Source organism: Tolumonas lignilytica, from assembly GCF_000527035.1.
Classification (GTDB): domain Bacteria; phylum Pseudomonadota; class Gammaproteobacteria; order Enterobacterales; family Aeromonadaceae; genus Tolumonas; species Tolumonas lignilytica.
In genome coordinates this window covers 2266761-2285282 of sequence record NZ_AZUK01000001.1, presented here as the reverse complement: position 1 = coordinate 2285282, position 18522 = coordinate 2266761, and the positions used below count along the sequence as shown (strand labels likewise).

The window sequence follows — 18522 nt, the reverse complement described above, 5'->3', positions numbered from 1 at the left end:
TGTGCAGAGTCTAAGCGATCCGATGCGGGGCGGCAATCGCCCCACAAGGAGATTTTTACGTCATTTTACAAAAGTCTCAGACAGGTCTTTTCACTTGTGCATCCAATTCTGCCAGTTTCTGCACCATCTGATTACGTACGGTTTCAGTCAGCTCTTTCACAGTTCCCCGTCCCCAGTGGCTGGTATCTATCGGCGGCAGCATCTCGATCAGAATCTCGCCGTTATCCCAGCGATTCAAATCAATCTGCCCTACATAGCTTGAGCATACGATAGGCACGACCGGTACCTTAGCCATCAATGCAGTATGAAATGCGCCGGTTTTGAACGGTAATAAACCACGGCCTTTAGAGCGAGTTCCTTCCGGAAACATCCAGATAGAAATGCCTTTCTGCTTAATCTTGGCAACCACCTGTTTCATCGAATCAACCGCACGCCCCCGGTTTGCCCGATCGACCAGAATATTGCCACTCAGGTAATAGAGAATGCCGAAAAATGGCACCCAGACCAGACTCTTTTTCCCCATCGACACTACACCCGGCAAGTTGCAGCCAGTGGTGACGAAAATATCGTAATTGGACTGATGGTTTACGGCATACACAACAGAGCCAAGATTACGGCTGCAATCCGGGATGATTGATTTTACTTTCACCCCAAACACCGGACACATCATGTTCAACATCCGCCCCAGCATAAACACATTGTTTTTATGCCGTGGCCGAGCCAGACAAATGACCAACCCGACTACAAACCAGACGAGCAATAGACATATCAGTACAATGATTCTCAGAATTTTTAACATCAAAATTACCTTTATACTTCGCTATTAACGGTTGTCTGTTCAATCTCAACCCGATCAACCCGTTGCAAGCCGCGTGGCAACTTGGCACCTCGACGACCGCGCTCACCATGATAGAGACTCATATCAGCCGGTTTTAACGTGAGTTTACGTTTACCGGCATACAAGGTGACGGCCTGATCTGCCCGCACCACCGCAACATGCACCACAAACTCCTCGCGGCTGGCAACTTTATCGGCAGGAATGCCAATTAACTTATTGCCCTTACCTTTACCCAGTTGCGGCAATGTATCTAATGGGAACAGTAACATCCGGCCTTCGTTGCTGATCACCAGACATAGCGCATCATCCTGCTTGGCGGCCAGTTGCGGCGGCAATACCTGAGCCCCCTCCGGCAATGTCAGCAAGGCTTTACCGTTTTTGTTTTTACTCACGAGATCCGCATATTCACACAGGAAACCGTATCCGGCATCAGAACAGATCAGATAGCGCTCATCGTCATTACCCAACAAGACATAACGTGTTTGCTCACCCGCCGTGAAACTTAATTTACCGGTCAGCGGTTCACCCTGCCCGCGCGCCGACGGCAATGTATGTGCTTCTAACGAATAAGTTCGACCCAAGTTGGTCATGAACACGGTTTGCTGATTGCTGCGGCCCTGCGCACTGGCAAGATAACCATCTCCCGCCTTATAACTCAGCCCCTGAACATCGACCTCATGTCCTTTGGCGGCACGCACCCAGCCCATTTCCGAGACCACTACCGTAACCGGCTCACTGGGAGTCAGCTCTTTTTCTGTCAGTTGTTTTGCTTCCTGACGCTCGATGAGCGGTGAACGACGGTCATCGCCATATTTTTCGGCATCGGCCTGGATTTCTTTTTTCAGCAGATTGCTCAGTTTACGTTCTGAACCCAGTAATGCTTCCAGCTGTTCACGTTCTTTGTTCAGTTCATCCTGCTCGCCACGGATCTTGATCTCTTCCAGCTTGGCTAAATGGCGCAGTTTCAGATCCAGAATCGCTTCGGCCTGAATATCTGACAAACCGAACCGGCGCATCAACTCAGCTTTCGGTTCATCTTCATAGCGGATGATGGCAATCACTTCGTCGATATTGAGATATGCAATCAGTAAACCATCCAAAATATGCAGGCGATTCAGCACTTTATCCAAGCGGAATTGCAAACGGCGGCGAACGGTTTCACGACGAAATGATAGCCATTCACTCAGAATGGTTCGCAGATCTTTGACCTGTGGACGGTGATCCATCCCCAGCATGTTCAGGTTGACGCGATAACTTTTTTCCAGATCCGTACTCGCGAACAGATGCTGCATCAGTTGTTCCACATCAATGCGGTTAGAACGCGGCACAATCACCAGACGGGTTGGGTTTTCATGATCCGATTCATCACGCAAGTCACTGACCATCGGCAGTTTCTTCGCCTGCATCTGGGCCGCGACCTGCTCCATGATCCGGGCACCAGAAGCCTGATGCGGCAACGCCGTGATCACGATATCGCCTTCTTCAATATGATAGACAGCGCGGGCACGAATAGAACCCCGTCCCTGCTCATAGATCTTACGAATTTCGGAACGCGGCGTGATGATCTCGGCTTTAGTTGGATAATCCGGCCCCTGCACATATTCCAGCAAATCGGCGGTCGTACATTCCGGACGCTCCAACAGCGCGACACAGGCATTCGCGACTTCTCGCACATTATGCGGTGGAATATCGGTTGCCATGCCTACGGCAATACCGGTCACACCGTTCAGCAGGATATGGGGCAACCGGGCAGGCAAGATCTGCGGCTCCTTCATGGTGCCGTCAAAGTTAGGCTGCCACTCGACCGTGCCTTGTTCCAGTTCACTCAGCAGCAGCTCGGAAAAACGGGATAAACGCGCTTCCGTATAACGCATCGCTGCAAATGATTTCGGATCATCCGGCGCCCCCCAGTTCCCCTGACCATCCACCAGCGGATAACGATAGGAGAAGGGTTGTGCCATTAAGACCATTGCCTCATAGCACGCCGAGTCGCCATGCGGATGATATTTACCGAGTACATCCCCGACAGTACGGGCTGATTTTTTATGTTTTGCCAGTGCGGATAAACCCAGCTCGCTCATGGCATACACAATGCGCCGCTGTACAGGTTTCAGACCGTCCGCAATATGCGGTAACGCACGATCCATGATCACGTACATCGAGTAGTTGAGATAAGCCTGTTCAGTGAAGGTACGCAGTGGTTGACGCTCGACGCCTTCCAGACTCAGTTCAGCATCACTCATGTTTGTTATTCTCTTGGTATCTCTCTGATTACTGGGTGCTAGCCTACCATAATCACTGCTTTACAGCGCGAATTTAGCAGTGGAGAGACCATCCGGCGCGCAGAATATTTTAAATACAACTTATCCATTCAGAGCTGATGTCGTCTATATTTTAAACAAACACCTGAGCCGAATCAGATAACACGTTTCTATGCGTACAAATATGCGCACAAAAACAGGTGTCTATTTTGTCGCTAAAAACGTTGATTCGGCACTGATAGAGAGCACGTATGACAATAAAAATGAAATGGTATGCAGATCCCGAAAAACTGAAACAGCATTGGCGAAGCGGCACCCTCACCTACCTGATGGCACTTTCGGTCATTGCGCTGTTGTATGTGAGTTCACATTATCTGACCCAGAACATTATCGATGAACAAGGCGCCACCGCTCGCATCGTGAATCTGGCCGGACGTCAGCGCATGCTATCTCAGCGCATTACCCGCTTTGCCGGAGAATTGCTGCTACCGGCGGAGCGACAATCGACGCCCAATTTGCTGCGGGAATACACCAACGCCGTTCTGAGTATGGCAGAAGTTCATCGCGCCTTACTCAATGGTTCTGCACGGCTGAAAATTCCGCAATCCAAATCAGCCACCATTGATCAGATTTTTCATCAACCGCCGATATCACTGGATGAGCAGGTCACCCGTTTTATCAAGACCGCCGAATTAATTTCAGCCCATAACATCAGCCCCGCTGAACAGCAGCAGGCATTGGTTCAGTTGCGGGCGGCAGCGAACAAAAACATTCTGAGCGGTCTTGATACATTGGTACACCAATACCAGATCGAAAGTGAACAGGCGATCCAAAGCCTGCAAAATTACAACCGGCTCTCTTTGATCGGGATGTTTATAACCCTGTTGCTGGAAGCCCTGTTTGTCTTTCGTCCTCTGCTGCTCAACCTGTATCGCCGGGAACAGCAATATCAAAAACTCGTGCATGACATGGAAGAGGAAATCAGCGAGCGCATTCATTTTCTGGCCTTTTACGATCCATTAACAGAATTACCCAATCGTATATCGCTGCTGTCTCGTATTACCGCAGCCCTGCATCAGTCAGAGGCGGAAAAAAAGCATCTCGCTCTTATTTCCGTTGGTTTAGATCGTTTCAAAGATATTAATAACTCTTTCGGTCATGACCAGGGCGATGATTTACTGATCAAGATAGCCCAGCGGCTTGGCACCTTACTGAAAGAATACAACTGTACGGTGGCCCGTATAGGTGGCGATGAGTTCATATTACTGTTGGACAACATTACCACTAAACTCGAATTAATGCGGGTGTTGCGACTGTTAAACAGCAGCATCAATCAACCCTACGAACTCTATGATTGCAGCATCCAACTCAGTGCTTCGCTTGGGATTGCGCTCTACCCCGAAGATGGTTCAGAACCGGGCGAACTGTTGCTGCATGCTAATCAGGCCATGCGCAGTGCTAAAAATGAAGGTGGAAACTGTTTTCGCTTCTTCCAGGCCGCCATGACTACCCGCATGTCGCGCCGGATGAAAGTGGAACATGAACTTCGTTTGGCGATCAACAATAATCAGTTATCACTCTTCTACCAGCCTCAAATCGATCTACGCAGTCAACGGATCATCGGGGTAGAAGCCCTGATCCGCTGGCAACATCCTCAAGATGGCATGTTATCTCCCGATGAATTTATCCCCATTGCCGAAGAAAGCGGTTTGATCGTGGAACTGGGCGATTGGGTGCTCGTCAATGCCTTAAAACAGGCTGCGGAATGGCATCGACAAAATATATTGATCGATGTGGCCATCAATATCTCGGTGAAACAATTATTGCGGCGTAACATCTATGACCGGCTCACCGCCCTCACCCGGCAATTGGCAATTGATCCGCGTTATATTCAGTTGGAAATCACCGAAAACAACATTAGTTAAATTTGTTACGCATTAATGAACAACTGGAACAATTACAACACCATGGTTTTAGCATCGCGATTGATGATTTTGGTACCGGTTATTCCAGTCTGGCCAGTCTGCGTGATTTACCGGTAAAAATATTAAAAATAGATAAATCCTTCGTCAAAAAAGCAACTTACGATGACAAAGACACCCGCATTGTGCGTGCCATTATTGATATGGGCCACTCATTGCATAAATCCATCATTGCGGAAGGCATCGAAACACCGGAACAAATGGCTCTATTACAAAAATTAGGCTGTGATGAAGGGCAAGGCTACCTGTTTTCCAAGCCGTTACCTGAAAGTCTGATCACACCGTTGCTGCGACAAGACATGATCATTCCTCCGGCTGCAGAACCTCTCGCCAGCGCAGAATGAACATGCTGTAATAGCCTTGTTAACAGAGGATATAACATGGATCAGCAACAAACCGAACTTGATACCTTGATCGATCAGGCTTATGAACTTTTTCTGGAACTGGCCGCCGATAATTTAGATGAAGCCACGATCGCCCGATTCAATCGTGAATTTCCGGATCACGGCGGGTTGGGTGATTGCGAGCCGGAAGCAGATTGGGAAGATGAAATTCAGGCGGAAGTACGCCCCGAAGAATGGCTGGAAGTGCGTGTCGGGCTGCTCAATGCCGACGATGAATTTGACTATCTGTTTGCTCGGATGCTGATCAACCGAGATCCGGAAAGTCAGGAATGCCATATTCTATGGCAACCGGAATAACGCGAGTAAATGGAAATCATGCAGCGTATTGTATTTGTTGAAGATGATGCCGAGCTTGGCGCCTTAATCAAAGGCTTTCTGGGAAAACATGACCTCGAGGTGACGCTGGTGCCCCGCGGGGATATCGCGATGGATATTATCCTGCAGGAAAAGCCCGATCTGGTGCTGCTCGACATTATGCTGCCCGGCATTGACGGTCTGACGTTATGCCGGAATTTACGACCGCATTACAGCGGCCCGATCGTCATGCTGACGTCATTAGACAGTGACATGAACCAGATCCTCGGGCTCGAACTGGGTGCCAGTGACTACATACTGAAAACAACCCCGCCGGCTGTTCTGCTGGCCAGACTACGAGTGCAACTCCGACAGCAACCCGTTCAACCGGTTCAGACAACGCAAGCGACTCCTGCTGCCACCGGGCATCCGCTGCATTTCGGTCAACTCACCATTGATCCCGTCAGTCGTGATGTGGTGCTGGCCGATGAAGTCATACAACTGTCTACCAGCGATTTTGATTTGCTATGGGAGCTGGCCAGTCATGCCGGTCATATCATGAGCCGAGATTCACTGTTAAAAGTGCTTCGGGGCGTAGAATATGACGGTTTAGACCGCAGCGTCGATGTCGCCATTTCCCGTCTGCGTCGCAAACTGGGTGACAACGCGCAGGAACCAACCCGAATCAAAACAGTACGCAACAAAGGATACCTGCTTGCCCCTGCAGCCTGGAACTAGCCATGCGTAAGCTGTTTATTCAATTTTATCTGTTATTGATTGCCTCATTTTTGCTGGTCACACTGCTGGTCGGCGGGTTTTACAAATTCACGGCTGAACGCACCAGTGAAAAATCACTCACCGACCTGATGGACAGTGTCATGACACTGCTGGAAGGTGAACTTGCCGATATACCGCAAAGTGCCTGGCCTGAACAGCTGGCCAAACTCGACTTTAACCTCTCCTTTCCGGTCAATATCGGTAATGTACAGGATCAGCCCCTGGATGAAGATGCCGTTAGTGCATTGAACCGGGGAGAAATCGTGATGCTGGAAGACAGTTCGATCTGCATGGAACTGATCCCAGACGCAACGAACTATGTCTTAATCGCCGGGCCTATTCCCTATCTCTCATTTTTACATCAAATCAAGCAGTTAGATTATCTTTTCTTAGGGCTGCTCGGCATCTCGCTCGGTCTACCCGTTTTCATATGGATGCGACCTCACTGGCGAGATTTACTCCAACTGGAGCGAACTGCCCGGCGTTTAGGACGGGGAGATCTGTCTGCCCGGATCAATCTGCCGGAAAACTCCAGCCTGCAGCGTTTGGGCAGAGCGTTTGATCAAATGGCCGACAATATTCAAGACCTTATCGCCAGTAAAAAACGTCTAACCGATAATGTCGCCCACGAACTGCGTACCCCCTTGGTTCGTCTGCGCTACCGACTGGAAATGCTGGAAGAACCGCTTCCAGATGCTGAACGACAAGGAATTGAACGGGATATCACTCATCTGGAAACGTTGGTGGATGAAATGCTCACCTACGCCAGACTGGATCGCCCTAAAGTCGCCTTAAACACGCAAGCTTTCTCGCCTGCGGATTGGTTGGCACATCGTCAGGACGATTGGGAACAGCGTTCGGATGCCGATAAAAAGATTGAAATATTGCCGATCCCAGCTGAATGGTTATGGCATGGGGATACCCGATTGCTCAATCGCTTACTCGATAATCTCGTCGGCAATGCCTTACGCTACAGTCAGCAGCATATCCGGATTACACTGGCGCAAGATAATGACTGGAACATCATTCAGGTTGAAGATGATGGTCCCGGGATACCCGCAGATCAACGTGAACATATCTTTGATGCCTTCTATCGGCTGGATCCCAGCCGGGACCGGGCCACCGGCGGATTCGGCTTAGGGTTAGCGATTGTACAGGGGATCATGCAGGCACATCATGGTCATGCCCACGTTGAGACCAGCTCGTTAGGAGGCGCCAGCTTTATCTGCCGCTGGCCCCATTCAAACCCCTAATGCGATGACACCACGCAATGCACGCCTCGACTGCCACTCACCCAAAGTGGCCGTCAACTCGCCCCCCAGCAACACCACTAACCAGCTCATATAAAGCCAGATCATCATGATGGGAATACCGGCTAACGCGCCATAAATCGATTTATAGGTACCAAAATGCGCCACGTAATAACCAAAGCCATGTTTTGCCACTTCAAACAGCAGTGCCGCCAGCATGGCCCCCAAAAAGGCGTGCTGCCAATACACATACACATTGGGCACTATTTTATACAGCAACAGAAATCCGCCCAGCGAAAGCAAATACGGGAATAATGTCATTAGCCCGCCGCCCAGCAATGACACCAGTTCATAATCCCAGACAGCCCAGTCCTGGATCTGGGCTGACAGCAAAAGACTGCCACCAACCAGTAACGGCGCAATACCCAGTACTGTACTGTACATCGTGACCGTTTTAAGCCATTTCCGCTGCCCACGGCAACGCCAGATATGGTTCAGATTTTCATCAATCGCGGCAATCAACAACAACGCCAGCAATACCAACATACACAAACCGATTGAGGTAGTGCGTGAGGCATTTTTCACAAACAGGGAAAAATGATAGCGAAAGGCAATTTCTGTTTCCGGTACAAAATGACTGAAAACAAACAATTCAAACTGACGACGGAAATGAGAAAAGCGCGGTAACCAAGATAATAACGAAAAGATCACTGCCAGTAAGGGCACAATGGATAACAGGGAGACGTAGGCCAGATGGCCCGCCAGCACCGGCAACCGATCATGCCAGACACGCTTCCAAAAAAAGGCCAGAAAGCGACGAAGCCGTAAACAAAACAGACGGCACCAAACCCCACGTTGATTTCGTAACGTCAATAATCGGCTTGGATCTTGTTTCATGGTTATCCTCAAACAGCCCACAATTCGCCTAGCATACTGCTAAAAAAAAGCCTCGCAAATGCGAGGCTTCTGATAACCAGGGCAGGCAGGAATTATTCCTCTTTGCCACTGCCACGGTTAGCACGTTTACGATCCATTTCGGTCAGTAATTTCTTACGAACACGAATGTTTTGCGGCGTGACTTCAACCAATTCATCATCGTCGATGAATTCCATCGCCTGTTCCAGTGTCATCTTAATCGGTGTTGTCAGCACAATCGCTTCATCCGTACCAGATGCACGCATGTTGGTCAGCTGTTTACCTTTCAGACAGTTTACAGTCAGGTCGTTAGAACGGCTGTGGATCCCGATGATCTGACCTTCATAAACCTCGGTCGCATGTTCAATGAACAGACGGCCACGGTCTTGTAGGTTGAACAGCGCAAAGCCCAGCGCTTTACCGGTGGCATTAGAAATCAGCACACCGTTCTGACGCTGGCCGATAGCGCCACCCTTGAACTCACCGTATTCTTCGAAAGTATGGTACAGCAGACCAGTACCTGAAGTCAGAGTCATAAATTCAGTCTGGAAGCCGATCAGACCACGAGCCGGGATCATATAATCCAGACGTACACGACCCTTACCATCCGGCACCATGTTACGCAGGTCAGCTTTACGCTCACCCAGTTTTTCCATGACGGAACCCTGATTCTGTTCTTCGATATCAACAGTCAGTGTTTCCATTGGTTCCATCTTCACGCCATCAATGACACGCATGATAACTTCAGGACGAGACACCGCCAGTTCGAAGCCTTCACGACGCATGTTTTCGATCAGAATGCCTAAGTGCAGTTCACCACGGCCTGATACGCGGAATTTATCCGGATCTTCGGTTTCTTCAACACGCAGAGCAACGTTGTGACGCAGCTCATTCTGCAGACGTTCCAGAATGTTACGTGAAGTCACGTACTTACCTTCTTTACCGGCAAACGGAGAGGTGTTTACCTGGAAAGTCATGGTCACAGTTGGTTCATCCACAGACAGTGGCGGCAGAGCTTCCACAGCAGAGTTTGAACAGATGGTGTCAGAGATTTTCAGCTCGCCCAGACCGGTGATCGCAATAATGTCACCCGCCTGCGCTTCGGTCACTTCAGTACGTTGCAGGCCCAGATAGCCCATTACCTGACCCACTTTACCGGTACGGGTTTTGCCATCAGCACCAACCACAGTCACCTGCATGTTTGGCTTCACGCTACCACGGGTAATACGGCCGATACCGATCACACCTACGTAAGAAGAGTAATCCAGCTGAGAAATTTGCATCTGGAACTCGCCAGCAGGATCGGCTTTTGGCGGCTCAACGAAATCAACAATCGCCTGGAACAGCGGATCCATGTTGTCTGAAGGAATTGATGGATCCATAGTTGCAAAACCGTTTAACGCAGAAGCATAAACGATTGGGAAATCCAATTGTTCGTCGGTAGCACCCAGGTTGTCGAACAGGTCAAATACCTGATCAATAACCCAGTCAGGACGCGCACCAGGACGGTCAATCTTGTTGACGACCACGATCGGACGCAGGCCACGAGCAAACGCTTTCTGGGTCACGAAACGGGTTTGTGGCATTGGACCATCAACGGCATCAACCAACAACAATACGCAGTCAACCATCGACATAACACGTTCTACTTCACCGCCAAAATCAGCATGGCCTGGAGTATCTACGATATTGATGCGGTAATCTTTCCAGCGAATGGCTGTGTTTTTGGCAAGAATGGTAATCCCGCGTTCTCTTTCCAGATCGTTGGAGTCCATAATGCGCTCCTGACCTTCCGAAGAACGGTCCAGGGTTCCAGACTGCTGTAACAGTTTGTCAACCAGAGTGGTTTTGCCATGGTCAACGTGCGCAATAATGGCAATATTGCGGAGATTCTCTAACATCCTCGCCTCGAGATATAAAAAATGACTAAAAATCGGGCGCTCATTTTACCTAGACCAGCGTGATCTGCCTAGCAAATTTACAGGAAAAACGAGGTACATATTTTTCATCGCTGGAAACGCATATTTTTGTAGGATATCTGTATAATCATTCCTTGGCAGAATATGTATGTGCACTCGCACCATAGCGATGCACAAAATTAGTGCGATATTGCACCAAATACAAACATTCCATGTCTGTATTTTAGGGTAATTCGCAGTTAATCCTTATTAACTATAGAGTTTTTAAGTTGGCGCATTTCTTGCTGCTTAGCGAAAAGAATTTTTTTAATATCGCTATCTGATTTTAATGACACCGGAGGTTAGCTAGCATGTCCGCTGCAAATGTTCTGAACATGATCAAAGAAAACGAAGTTAAATTCGTTGATCTGCGTTTCACTGATACTAAAGGTAAAGAACAACACGTTTCTATTCCTGCCCACCAGGTTAGCGAAGATTTCTTCGAAGACGGTAAAATGTTCGATGGTTCTTCAATCGCTGGCTGGAAAGGTATCAACGAATCAGACATGGTTCTGATGCCTGACGCAACTACTGCCCTGATGGATCCATTCACCGAAGAGTCTACTCTGATCATTCGTTGTGACATCCTGGAACCTGCAACCATGAAAGGCTACGATCGTGACCCACGTTCTATTGCCAAACGTGCTGAAGAGTTCCTGAAAGCAAGCGGTATCGCTGACACCGTGCTGTTCGGACCAGAACCAGAATTCTTCATTTTTGAAGACGTTCGTTTCGAAAACACCATGAGTGGTTCTTTCTTCAAGATCGACGATCCTGAAGCTGCATGGAACTCAGGCAAGTCTTTCGAAGGTGGTAACAAAGGTCACCGTCCAGGCGTTAAAGGTGGTTACTTCCCAGTAGCACCAGTTGACTCATCACAAGATCTGCGCTCTGCAATGTGTCTGATCCTGGAAGAAATGGGTCAGGTAGTTGAAGCTCACCACCACGAAGTAGCAACTGCTGGTCAGAACGAAATCGCTACCCGCTTCAACACGCTGACTAAGAAAGCGGACGAAGTTCAGGTTCAGAAATACGTTATCCATAACGTAGCTCATGCTTACGGCAAAACTGTAACCTTCATGCCAAAACCAATGTTTGGTGACAACGGTTCAGGTATGCACTGCCACCAGTCTCTGGGTAAAGATGGCAAGAACCTGTTCTCTGGCGACCTGTACGGTGGTCTGTCAGAAACTGCTCTGTTCTACATCGGCGGTATCATCAAGCACGCTAAAGCCATCAATGCATTCACTAACCCATCAACCAACTCTTACAAGCGTCTGGTTCCTGGTTATGAAGCACCAGTTATGCTGGCTTACTCTGCTCGTAACCGTTCAGCTTCTATCCGTATCCCAGTGGTACCAAGCCCGAAAGCTGCTCGTATCGAAGTTCGCTTCCCGGATCCAGCAGCTAACCCATACCTGGCATTCACTGCACAGTTGATGGCTGGTCTGGACGGTATCATCAACAAGATCCACCCAGGCGATGCGGCAGACAAAGATCTGTACCACCTGCCAGCAGAAGAAGCGGCTAAGATCCCACAAGTTTGTGGTTCTTTAGACGAAGCTCTGAAATCTCTGGATGCAGACCGTGAGTTCCTGACTCGTGGCGGCGTATTCTCTGACGATTTCATCGATGCCTACATCGAGCTGAAGACTATCGACGTGGATCGCGTGCGTATGACTCCACACCCAGTTGAGTACGAACTGTACTACTCTGTGTAAGTCACCACGTTTCTGAAAAAACCCGCTCCGGCGGGTTTTTTTTTGGTTATGATTTAATCTGATGTTTCATTTGTATTATCAATAACAAGGAAGCAGGGAGCAGCACTATGAAAATCATATCCGTTATCTGGTTGATGTTGGGGTTATCCTGGGGCGTACACGCTGCCGATGAGAACACAACCGTCTATTACTGGACCGATGCCAATGGCGTCACGCATTTCAGTGACACTCCGGTCGCAGGCAAACAGACACAAAGCAAACAAGTGGAAATTGCCAATCCTCCCGTCAATAATCCCAATCCCATCGTTGATAAAAATACCCCTGAACCAAAAGAGACTGCCCCCAATTACAGCCTGAGTATCTCCTCTCCGTTGCCAGGGGAAACCATTAGAGACAATGAAGGGAAAATTTCTGTGCAAACCCAGATCACGCCAGAACTTGCCGTCGAGTCAGCCAAACTGATGCTTTACATTGATGCGCAATCCTATCCTTGTGATGCAAAGACACTCCATTGTCAGGCCACCAACATTGATCGTGGTGCACATCAGTTGCGAACCGAATTGCTCTCAAAAGACGGCAAGATACTTGCATCATCCGAATCAATTACTGTTTATCTGTTCCGGGTCACAGCCAAAAGGTAATTGGACCCAGAATGGAAGCACTGTTCTGGTTTGGATGCACCAGTAAAAACAACAGAGAGCGCCATATTGGTGCAATTTGTATCTGGGAGAGTACACTGTGAATAACCGCCCTGACTTATCAAAATTACTGCTGGATAATTTGCTGACTGCAGTCATTTTATTGGATAGACATCTGATTGTCCGATATGTCAATCCGGCGGCAGAACAACTGATGGGAGTCAGTGCACGCCGATTGCTCGATCACGCGCTGGAACAGGTGGTTGACTATATCTCACTGGATCTGGAGCGTTTACGGCATTGCCTGCAACAAGGACAAGGCTTCACTGATAATGAAGTGACGCTGGTCGTTGAAAATGAACCGCGCAGTGTGGAAGTCAGCGTGCTCGCGGTTTATGACCATCAGGAACAGTTTGCTTTAATGGAAATGCGAAAGATTGATCAGCAAAAGCGTATCAGTCAGGAACAACAGCAGCATGCACAACAACTGGCAGCCCGAGATTTGGTTCGGGGTCTCGCCCACGAAATAAAAAATCCGTTGGGTGGTTTACGCGGCGCGGCACAGTTGCTGGAAAAAGCGCTCCCCGATGAGCAATTAAAAGAATATACCGGCATCATTATTGCCCAAGCAGATCGATTGCGTAATCTGGTCGACCGGCTGTTAGGACCGCAACGGCCAGGACGACACCAGGTACACAATGTGCATTCTGTTCTGGAACAGGTTCGCCGCTTGGTGGAGATGGAGCTACCACCGGGGATCACCATTGAACGGGATTACGACCCCAGTATCCCTGATTTTGAAATGGAACAAGAGCAGTTGCAGCAGGCATTTCTGAATATTGTCAGAAATGCGGTTGAGGCAATGCACGGTCATGGCACGATCAAACTAAAGACCCGCACCGTATTCCAGATCACGATCCATGGTAAGCGTTATCGATTGGCCGCCGAAATTCGCATCATTGATGATGGCCCAGGCATTCCGGAAAATATTCGTGACACCCTGTTTTACCCTATGGTAACAGGCAAAGAAGGTGGAACAGGTCTTGGTCTGTCCATCGCGCAAAATCTGATTGACCAACACAAAGGCCGTATCGAATGTGTCAGCTGGCCCGGACATACTGAATTTTGTATCTATCTACCGCTTCGTAAGTAATAAGGATAAACACCATGGCAGCCAAAGTATGGATTGTCGATGATGACAGCTCTATCCGCTGGGTTCTGGAGCGAGCCCTGAGTGCAGAACACTTCGAATGTCTGTCATTTGAAGATGGCGAAAGTCTGCTGGCGGCATTGGATAATAACCAGAGTATTCCAGATGTAATTGTGTCGGATATTCGTATGCCTGGTATTGATGGGCTTTCCTTATTGCAGCTCATCCAGGAAAAACAGCCGGATATCCCGGTTATTATCATGACGGCGCATTCTGATCTAGACAGTGCGGTTAATGCCTATCAGAGCGGTGCATTTGAATACTTACCAAAACCGTTTGATATTGACGAGGCTGTCGCGCTGGTGCAGCGTGCTGAAAGTCATCTGCGGGAGCAACGGAATAAACGCCGGGCTCGTCAGCAGGTGGCAACAACGGCACCCGAAATTATCGGCGAGGCTCCTGCAATGCAGGAGGTTTTCCGGGCCATTGGCCGTTTAGCGCGCTCATCGATTTCTGTATTGATCAATGGTCAATCCGGTACGGGGAAAGAACTGGTTGCACATGCCTTACATCGTCACAGCCCGCGCGCAGCCAAACCGTTTATTGCGCTGAATATGGCCGCGATCCCCAAAGATCTGATCGAATCAGAGCTGTTCGGGCATGAGAAAGGGGCGTTCACCGGTGCCAACAACGTTCGACAGGGCCGCTTTGAACAGGCCAACGGGGGAACACTGTTCCTTGATGAAATTGGGGATATGCCACTGGAAGTACAGACTCGCCTGCTGCGTGTCTTAGCCGATGGTCAGTTCTACCGGGTTGGTGGTCATCAGTCGATACAGGTAGACGTTCGTATCATTGCCGCAACCCATCAGGATCTGGAAAAGCGCGTTGCGGATGGCGACTTCCGTGAAGACTTATTCCACCGCCTGAACGTGATCCGCATTCATATTCCATCACTGCGCGAACGTCGCGAAGACATTCCGAAACTGGCGCAGCACTTCCTGTTGCGGGCTGCCAAAGAGCTGAATGTTGAAGCCAAGATGCTGCATCCGGATACCGAATCCTATATCAGCCGTCTGCCTTGGCCTGGAAATGTGCGGCAACTGGAAAACGTGTGTCGTTGGCTCACGGTCATGGCTTCGGGTCAGGAAGTATTGGTTTCTGATTTACCGCCTGAATTATTGAACCCGGTTGAAGAGCGGCCAACGGCGGGTAAAGAACCGGTCTCCCTGCGCTGGCAGGATCAATTACAGCAATGGATAGCGCAGAAACTGGCCCGGGGTGAGGTCGATATTCTTTCTGAAGCATTGCCTGAATTTGAGCGCATCATGTTGAATACCGCATTACAACATACTCACGGTCATAAGCAGGAAGCTGCACGGTTATTGGGCTGGGGTCGCAACACCCTGACGCGCAAACTGAAAGAGCTGGACATGAATTAATCGTTATCCACTCAGTTGCACGACCAAGGCACTACGCTGTTCAAAACGCAAAGTCTGAACAAGAGTAGTGCCTTTTGTTTACGTCTCGATTATTGCACTCGGTTTGTGGGCGGATTCAATTACGAAGTGCGACAACTTTAAACATAAAAACAGCGAGATGTGATACTCAGGATTTTTACTCCCGCCAAGAAGTGAAAAGCCAATGAAATACACACATCTCACTGAGAATGAAAGATATATGTTGTCAGCCTTGAGAAAGCAAGGACTGACTGTCGCATCCATCGCCAAAGCCTTAGGTCGTCACCGAAGTACGGTCTACCGGGAAGTGGAACGAAACTCCCGATGGTGCAATTATGACCAGCTTTATAGTTACCAACCAGCGCGAGCCCAGCAAAAAGTCAGGGTAAGAACAAAGAAAGCCCGAAGGAACAAACGGTATGATCACATGGACTTTCTGCTGGTTGATGCCTTACTGAAATTGCATTGGAGTCCAGAACAGATCGTTGGCTATTTTCGTTACAAAGGCTATCCGGTGATGAGCCATGAAACGATTTACCAGCATGTCTGGGCTGATAAAAATGAAGGCGGCAATCTTTGGCAATACCTGAGACAGTCGCCGAAAATTAGACGTAAACGCTATCGAAGCAAAGACAGCCGAGGGCGAGTAGCAGCCAAACGGCATATCAGCGAACGCCCTACACTAGTGAACGAACGAGAAGAGTTCGGACACTGGGAAATCGATACAGTCATTGGACACGGCAGTAAACATTGCCTAGTCACGATGGTAGAAAGACAAAGCCGCTATACCCTCATAGGCCAACTGGATGATCGGACAACAGAAAGCCTGAACAGACGAGTCGGTTGGCTGATCAAAGAAACGGGCCTACCATTTAAAACCATCACAGCCGACAACGGCACTGAATTTAACCAATATCAGCAGTTAGAACGTAGCCACGGTTGTGACTTTTACTTTGCGACGCCGTATCATTCGTGGGAGCGAGGAACCAACGAAAACACCAATGGTCTGATCAGACAATACATCCCCAAAAAGCAAAGCATGGCGTTGTTAGGTCAACGGCATTGCAGCGACATAGCCAGAAGATTAAACACGAGACCAAGGAAAGTGCTTGGATTTAAAACCCCGGAGGAATTTATCCGTGAGTATCGTTAAGCTATGTCGCACTTCAAACTTGAAGCTACGGTGTCTTAGTTTTTTTGCTGCGCTGGAGCAGTTGGGCAGATATGGCTTTCTGGCAATTCATATTTCCCTTGAATGTCTTGCCACCAGAAATCGAGATACTTGCTTCCCTTGGCATAACCATACGGAAGAATAGCAAGATGATCCCCCTCATGAACAAGGGCTATCCGCAAGATGTGATCGCCAGGACAGCCCCCATGACGAATGCAGACATCGTTATATATTTTTACATCAACCCGATTTTCAGTACTGGCCAGAATTTCATATCGGTCAGGCCGATATGAATTTAAATAAACCGTATTCACATTGATTTTATTTTCGCGAATAAATTGCTGAGAAATAAAACTGAAAACTTCAGCCTGACTGGCCTTAGCACGGTTTTTTTCCAGCTGTAATTCCATAAACTGACTAACAAAATCGCGTACAGAAATGGGTTTGGCAAATGCAAATGAACTCGCTGTGAGCCCAAGGATCAAGAATCCAATACGACAGAACTGTCTCATTACGCCCTGACGCCATAGTAAAAAGGTGAGGCGCTATTATTACATGCACGCCTTCTAAATAAATGATATGCGATCAAAAATAAATGCTGTGATGGCTATGCAAGCGTTCTGACCGACTGCCGGATCACTAATTTTCCCATGAATTCACGGGTAACATCAGTTCCCCCTTCACCACCGCCTTTGATGACATCATCCAGCAGGCGTAATAATGATTGCAGCATTTTTTCTTCAGGAACCTCGAAACCCGTTATTGCCGGGGTATAACGCTCCCCTTCAATTCCGGTCATTAAACTGATCACCGAGACTTCCTGCGGAACTTGGATGTTATATTGCGATAAGGTCCGGATCACTTCTATCGCCTGATGATCATCAGGCACCAGTACGGCCGTAAAGGGAATGTAGCGATTGATCAGCATACTGATCGCATCTGTACCATCGGCACGTTGTACCACCATTTGCTTGTTGAATGGCAGACTGCGATTTTCCAATGCATGACGATATCCCTGCAGCATCCGTTCACCGCCATGTCCAGACTCCAGTAATACCGCAATCTGGGTATGGCCATGAGAATAGAGATAATTGCAGGCCAATTCAGCGGTCAACGCCTGATCAAATTGCACCCCATCAATTTCATCTAATGTCTGGTTCATGGTAAGTAACGGGGGAAATTCACTGACATCCAGCTCATCAAACCAGCGGGAATCGTAATTTTTGCCGACCAGCAAAATAGCATCACAATGTCGGGAAGCCAGAAAGTTCAATTTGTCGGTCAGAGAGGCGCAGCTATCCACGCCATTGGCCAGTATAAAACTACGCCCCTGCCCCCATAATGCCGCATCTAGCTGGCGTAATATCTGCCCGAGTTGACTGTCGGTTAAGCCGTTGGTGATGACGCCAACTGTGTTGCTGATCTTGGTGGCGAGAGTCTGGGCGAGTTGATTAGGGCGATAATTCAGTTGTTCCACAGCACGCATCACCACGTCCCGGGTATCTTCTTTGACCTTCCGGTTGCCACTCAGCACCCGGGATACGGTTGCTTTTGATACATTGGCCAATCTGCATACATCGAGAATTGTGGTCATGTGTTTTTGCCTCTAACAGTGCTGCACTCAGTATGCCAAAGTCGGCACTTCGATGAAAGCACAAGCTGGAAACCGATTTCCTAAATATCCATTATTATAGTCACAAATG

General features: G+C 48.7%; 16 protein-coding genes. 10 read left to right on the top strand and 6 right to left on the bottom strand.

The features are described from left to right. Positions 1-76 precede the first annotated feature (76 nt). Together H027_RS0110695 and parC are read right to left on the bottom strand one after the other, a co-directional pair. The gene (locus H027_RS0110695) at positions 77-799 is read right to left on the bottom strand and encodes a 1-acylglycerol-3-phosphate O-acyltransferase (RefSeq protein ID WP_024872449.1); all 723 of its coding nucleotides are present in this window, start codon (positions 797-799) and stop codon (positions 77-79) included. Between the two features lie 11 nt (positions 800-810). Beyond that, entirely contained in the window at positions 811-3081 is a 2271-nt protein-coding gene (parC, locus tag H027_RS0110690) for a DNA topoisomerase IV subunit A (protein ID WP_024872448.1), read from the bottom strand. A 269-nt stretch (positions 3082-3350) separates the two neighbouring features. On the opposite strand from parC, the gene H027_RS18385 reads away from it, so the two are divergent. From H027_RS18385 to rstB, 5 genes are read left to right on the top strand one after another with little or no spacing between them, the layout of a single operon-like run. Further along, on the top strand, positions 3351-5024 hold the full coding sequence (locus H027_RS18385) for a putative bifunctional diguanylate cyclase/phosphodiesterase (protein WP_051448982.1): 1674 nt from the start codon (positions 3351-3353) through the stop codon (positions 5022-5024). A 2-nt stretch (positions 5025-5026) separates the two neighbouring features. Beyond that, entirely contained in the window at positions 5027-5425 is a 399-nt protein-coding gene (locus H027_RS19250; protein WP_051448981.1) for an EAL domain-containing protein, read from the top strand. 36 nt (positions 5426-5461) lie between these two features. Beyond that, positions 5462-5782, top strand: coding sequence for an HI1450 family dsDNA-mimic protein (locus tag H027_RS0110680; protein ID WP_024872447.1), 321 nt, complete (start codon positions 5462-5464; stop codon positions 5780-5782). Between the two features lie 18 nt (positions 5783-5800). Beyond that, positions 5801-6517 (top strand): two-component system response regulator RstA, encoded by a 717-nt coding sequence (gene rstA, locus H027_RS0110675; protein ID WP_024872446.1) that lies wholly within the window; start codon positions 5801-5803, stop codon positions 6515-6517. A 2-nt stretch (positions 6518-6519) separates the two neighbouring features. After that, complete coding sequence (rstB, locus tag H027_RS0110670; RefSeq protein ID WP_024872445.1) at positions 6520-7809, top strand: two-component system sensor histidine kinase RstB; 1290 nt, start codon at positions 6520-6522, stop codon at positions 7807-7809. On the opposite strand, the gene H027_RS0110665 is transcribed toward rstB, so the two are convergent. Together H027_RS0110665 and typA are read right to left on the bottom strand one after the other, a co-directional pair. After that, positions 7798-8703, bottom strand: coding sequence for a YihY family inner membrane protein (locus tag H027_RS0110665; protein ID WP_024872444.1), 906 nt, complete (start codon positions 8701-8703; stop codon positions 7798-7800). The two genes, rstB and H027_RS0110665, sit on opposite strands and share 12 nt — an antisense overlap. Positions 8704-8795: 92 nt before the next feature. After that, the gene (typA, locus tag H027_RS0110660) at positions 8796-10622 is read right to left on the bottom strand and encodes a translational GTPase TypA (protein ID WP_024872443.1); all 1827 of its coding nucleotides are present in this window, start codon (positions 10620-10622) and stop codon (positions 8796-8798) included. A gap of 368 nt (positions 10623-10990) precedes the next feature. Here typA and glnA point away from each other — a divergent pair, with 368 nt between their 5' ends. From glnA to H027_RS0110635, 5 genes are all read left to right on the top strand, one after another. Continuing rightward, complete coding sequence (gene glnA, locus H027_RS0110655; protein ID WP_024872442.1) at positions 10991-12400, top strand: glutamate--ammonia ligase; 1410 nt, start codon at positions 10991-10993, stop codon at positions 12398-12400. Positions 12401-12507: 107 nt separating this feature from the next. Continuing rightward, a complete protein-coding gene (locus tag H027_RS0110650; protein WP_024872441.1) occupies positions 12508-13041 on the top strand; it encodes a DUF4124 domain-containing protein in 534 nt (177 codons plus the stop codon). Positions 13042-13138: 97 nt separating this feature from the next. Continuing rightward, a complete protein-coding gene (glnL, locus tag H027_RS0110645) occupies positions 13139-14191 on the top strand; it encodes a nitrogen regulation protein NR(II) (RefSeq protein ID WP_024872440.1) in 1053 nt (350 codons plus the stop codon). A gap of 14 nt (positions 14192-14205) precedes the next feature. After that, complete coding sequence (glnG, locus tag H027_RS0110640; RefSeq protein ID WP_024872439.1) at positions 14206-15630, top strand: nitrogen regulation protein NR(I); 1425 nt, start codon at positions 14206-14208, stop codon at positions 15628-15630. 202 nt (positions 15631-15832) lie between these two features. Next, positions 15833-16801 (top strand): IS30 family transposase, encoded by a 969-nt coding sequence (locus tag H027_RS0110635; protein ID WP_024870569.1) that lies wholly within the window; start codon positions 15833-15835, stop codon positions 16799-16801. 35 nt (positions 16802-16836) lie between these two features. Here the strand turns inward: H027_RS0110635 and H027_RS0110630 are convergent, their stop codons facing one another. Together H027_RS0110630 and H027_RS0110625 are read right to left on the bottom strand one after the other, a co-directional pair. Next, positions 16837-17331, bottom strand: coding sequence for a hypothetical protein (locus H027_RS0110630; RefSeq protein WP_024872438.1), 495 nt, complete (start codon positions 17329-17331; stop codon positions 16837-16839). A 95-nt stretch (positions 17332-17426) separates the two neighbouring features. Further along, a complete protein-coding gene (locus H027_RS0110625; protein ID WP_024872437.1) occupies positions 17427-18413 on the bottom strand; it encodes a LacI family DNA-binding transcriptional regulator in 987 nt (328 codons plus the stop codon). Between the last annotated feature and the right edge of the window lie 109 nt (positions 18414-18522).

Coding starts and splice junctions, on each gene's coding strand:
- H027_RS0110695 (WP_024872449.1), bottom strand. CDS start 799: ATGTTAAAAATTCTGAGAATCATTGTACTGATATGTCTATTGCTCGTC.
- parC (WP_024872448.1), bottom strand. CDS start 3,081: ATGAGTGATGCTGAACTGAGTCTGGAAGGCGTCGAGCGTCAACCACTG.
- H027_RS18385 (WP_051448982.1), top strand. CDS start 3,351: ATGACAATAAAAATGAAATGGTATGCAGATCCCGAAAAACTGAAACAG.
- H027_RS0110680 (WP_024872447.1), top strand. CDS start 5,462: ATGGATCAGCAACAAACCGAACTTGATACCTTGATCGATCAGGCTTAT.
- rstA (WP_024872446.1), top strand. CDS start 5,801: ATGCAGCGTATTGTATTTGTTGAAGATGATGCCGAGCTTGGCGCCTTA.
- rstB (WP_024872445.1), top strand. CDS start 6,520: ATGCGTAAGCTGTTTATTCAATTTTATCTGTTATTGATTGCCTCATTT.
- H027_RS0110665 (WP_024872444.1), bottom strand. CDS start 8,703: ATGAAACAAGATCCAAGCCGATTATTGACGTTACGAAATCAACGTGGG.
- typA (WP_024872443.1), bottom strand. CDS start 10,622: ATGTTAGAGAATCTCCGCAATATTGCCATTATTGCGCACGTTGACCAT.
- glnA (WP_024872442.1), top strand. CDS start 10,991: ATGTCCGCTGCAAATGTTCTGAACATGATCAAAGAAAACGAAGTTAAA.
- H027_RS0110650 (WP_024872441.1), top strand. CDS start 12,508: ATGAAAATCATATCCGTTATCTGGTTGATGTTGGGGTTATCCTGGGGC.
- glnG (WP_024872439.1), top strand. CDS start 14,206: ATGGCAGCCAAAGTATGGATTGTCGATGATGACAGCTCTATCCGCTGG.
- H027_RS0110635 (WP_024870569.1), top strand. CDS start 15,833: ATGAAATACACACATCTCACTGAGAATGAAAGATATATGTTGTCAGCC.
- H027_RS0110630 (WP_024872438.1), bottom strand. CDS start 17,331: ATGAGACAGTTCTGTCGTATTGGATTCTTGATCCTTGGGCTCACAGCG.
- H027_RS0110625 (WP_024872437.1), bottom strand. CDS start 18,413: ATGACCACAATTCTCGATGTATGCAGATTGGCCAATGTATCAAAAGCA.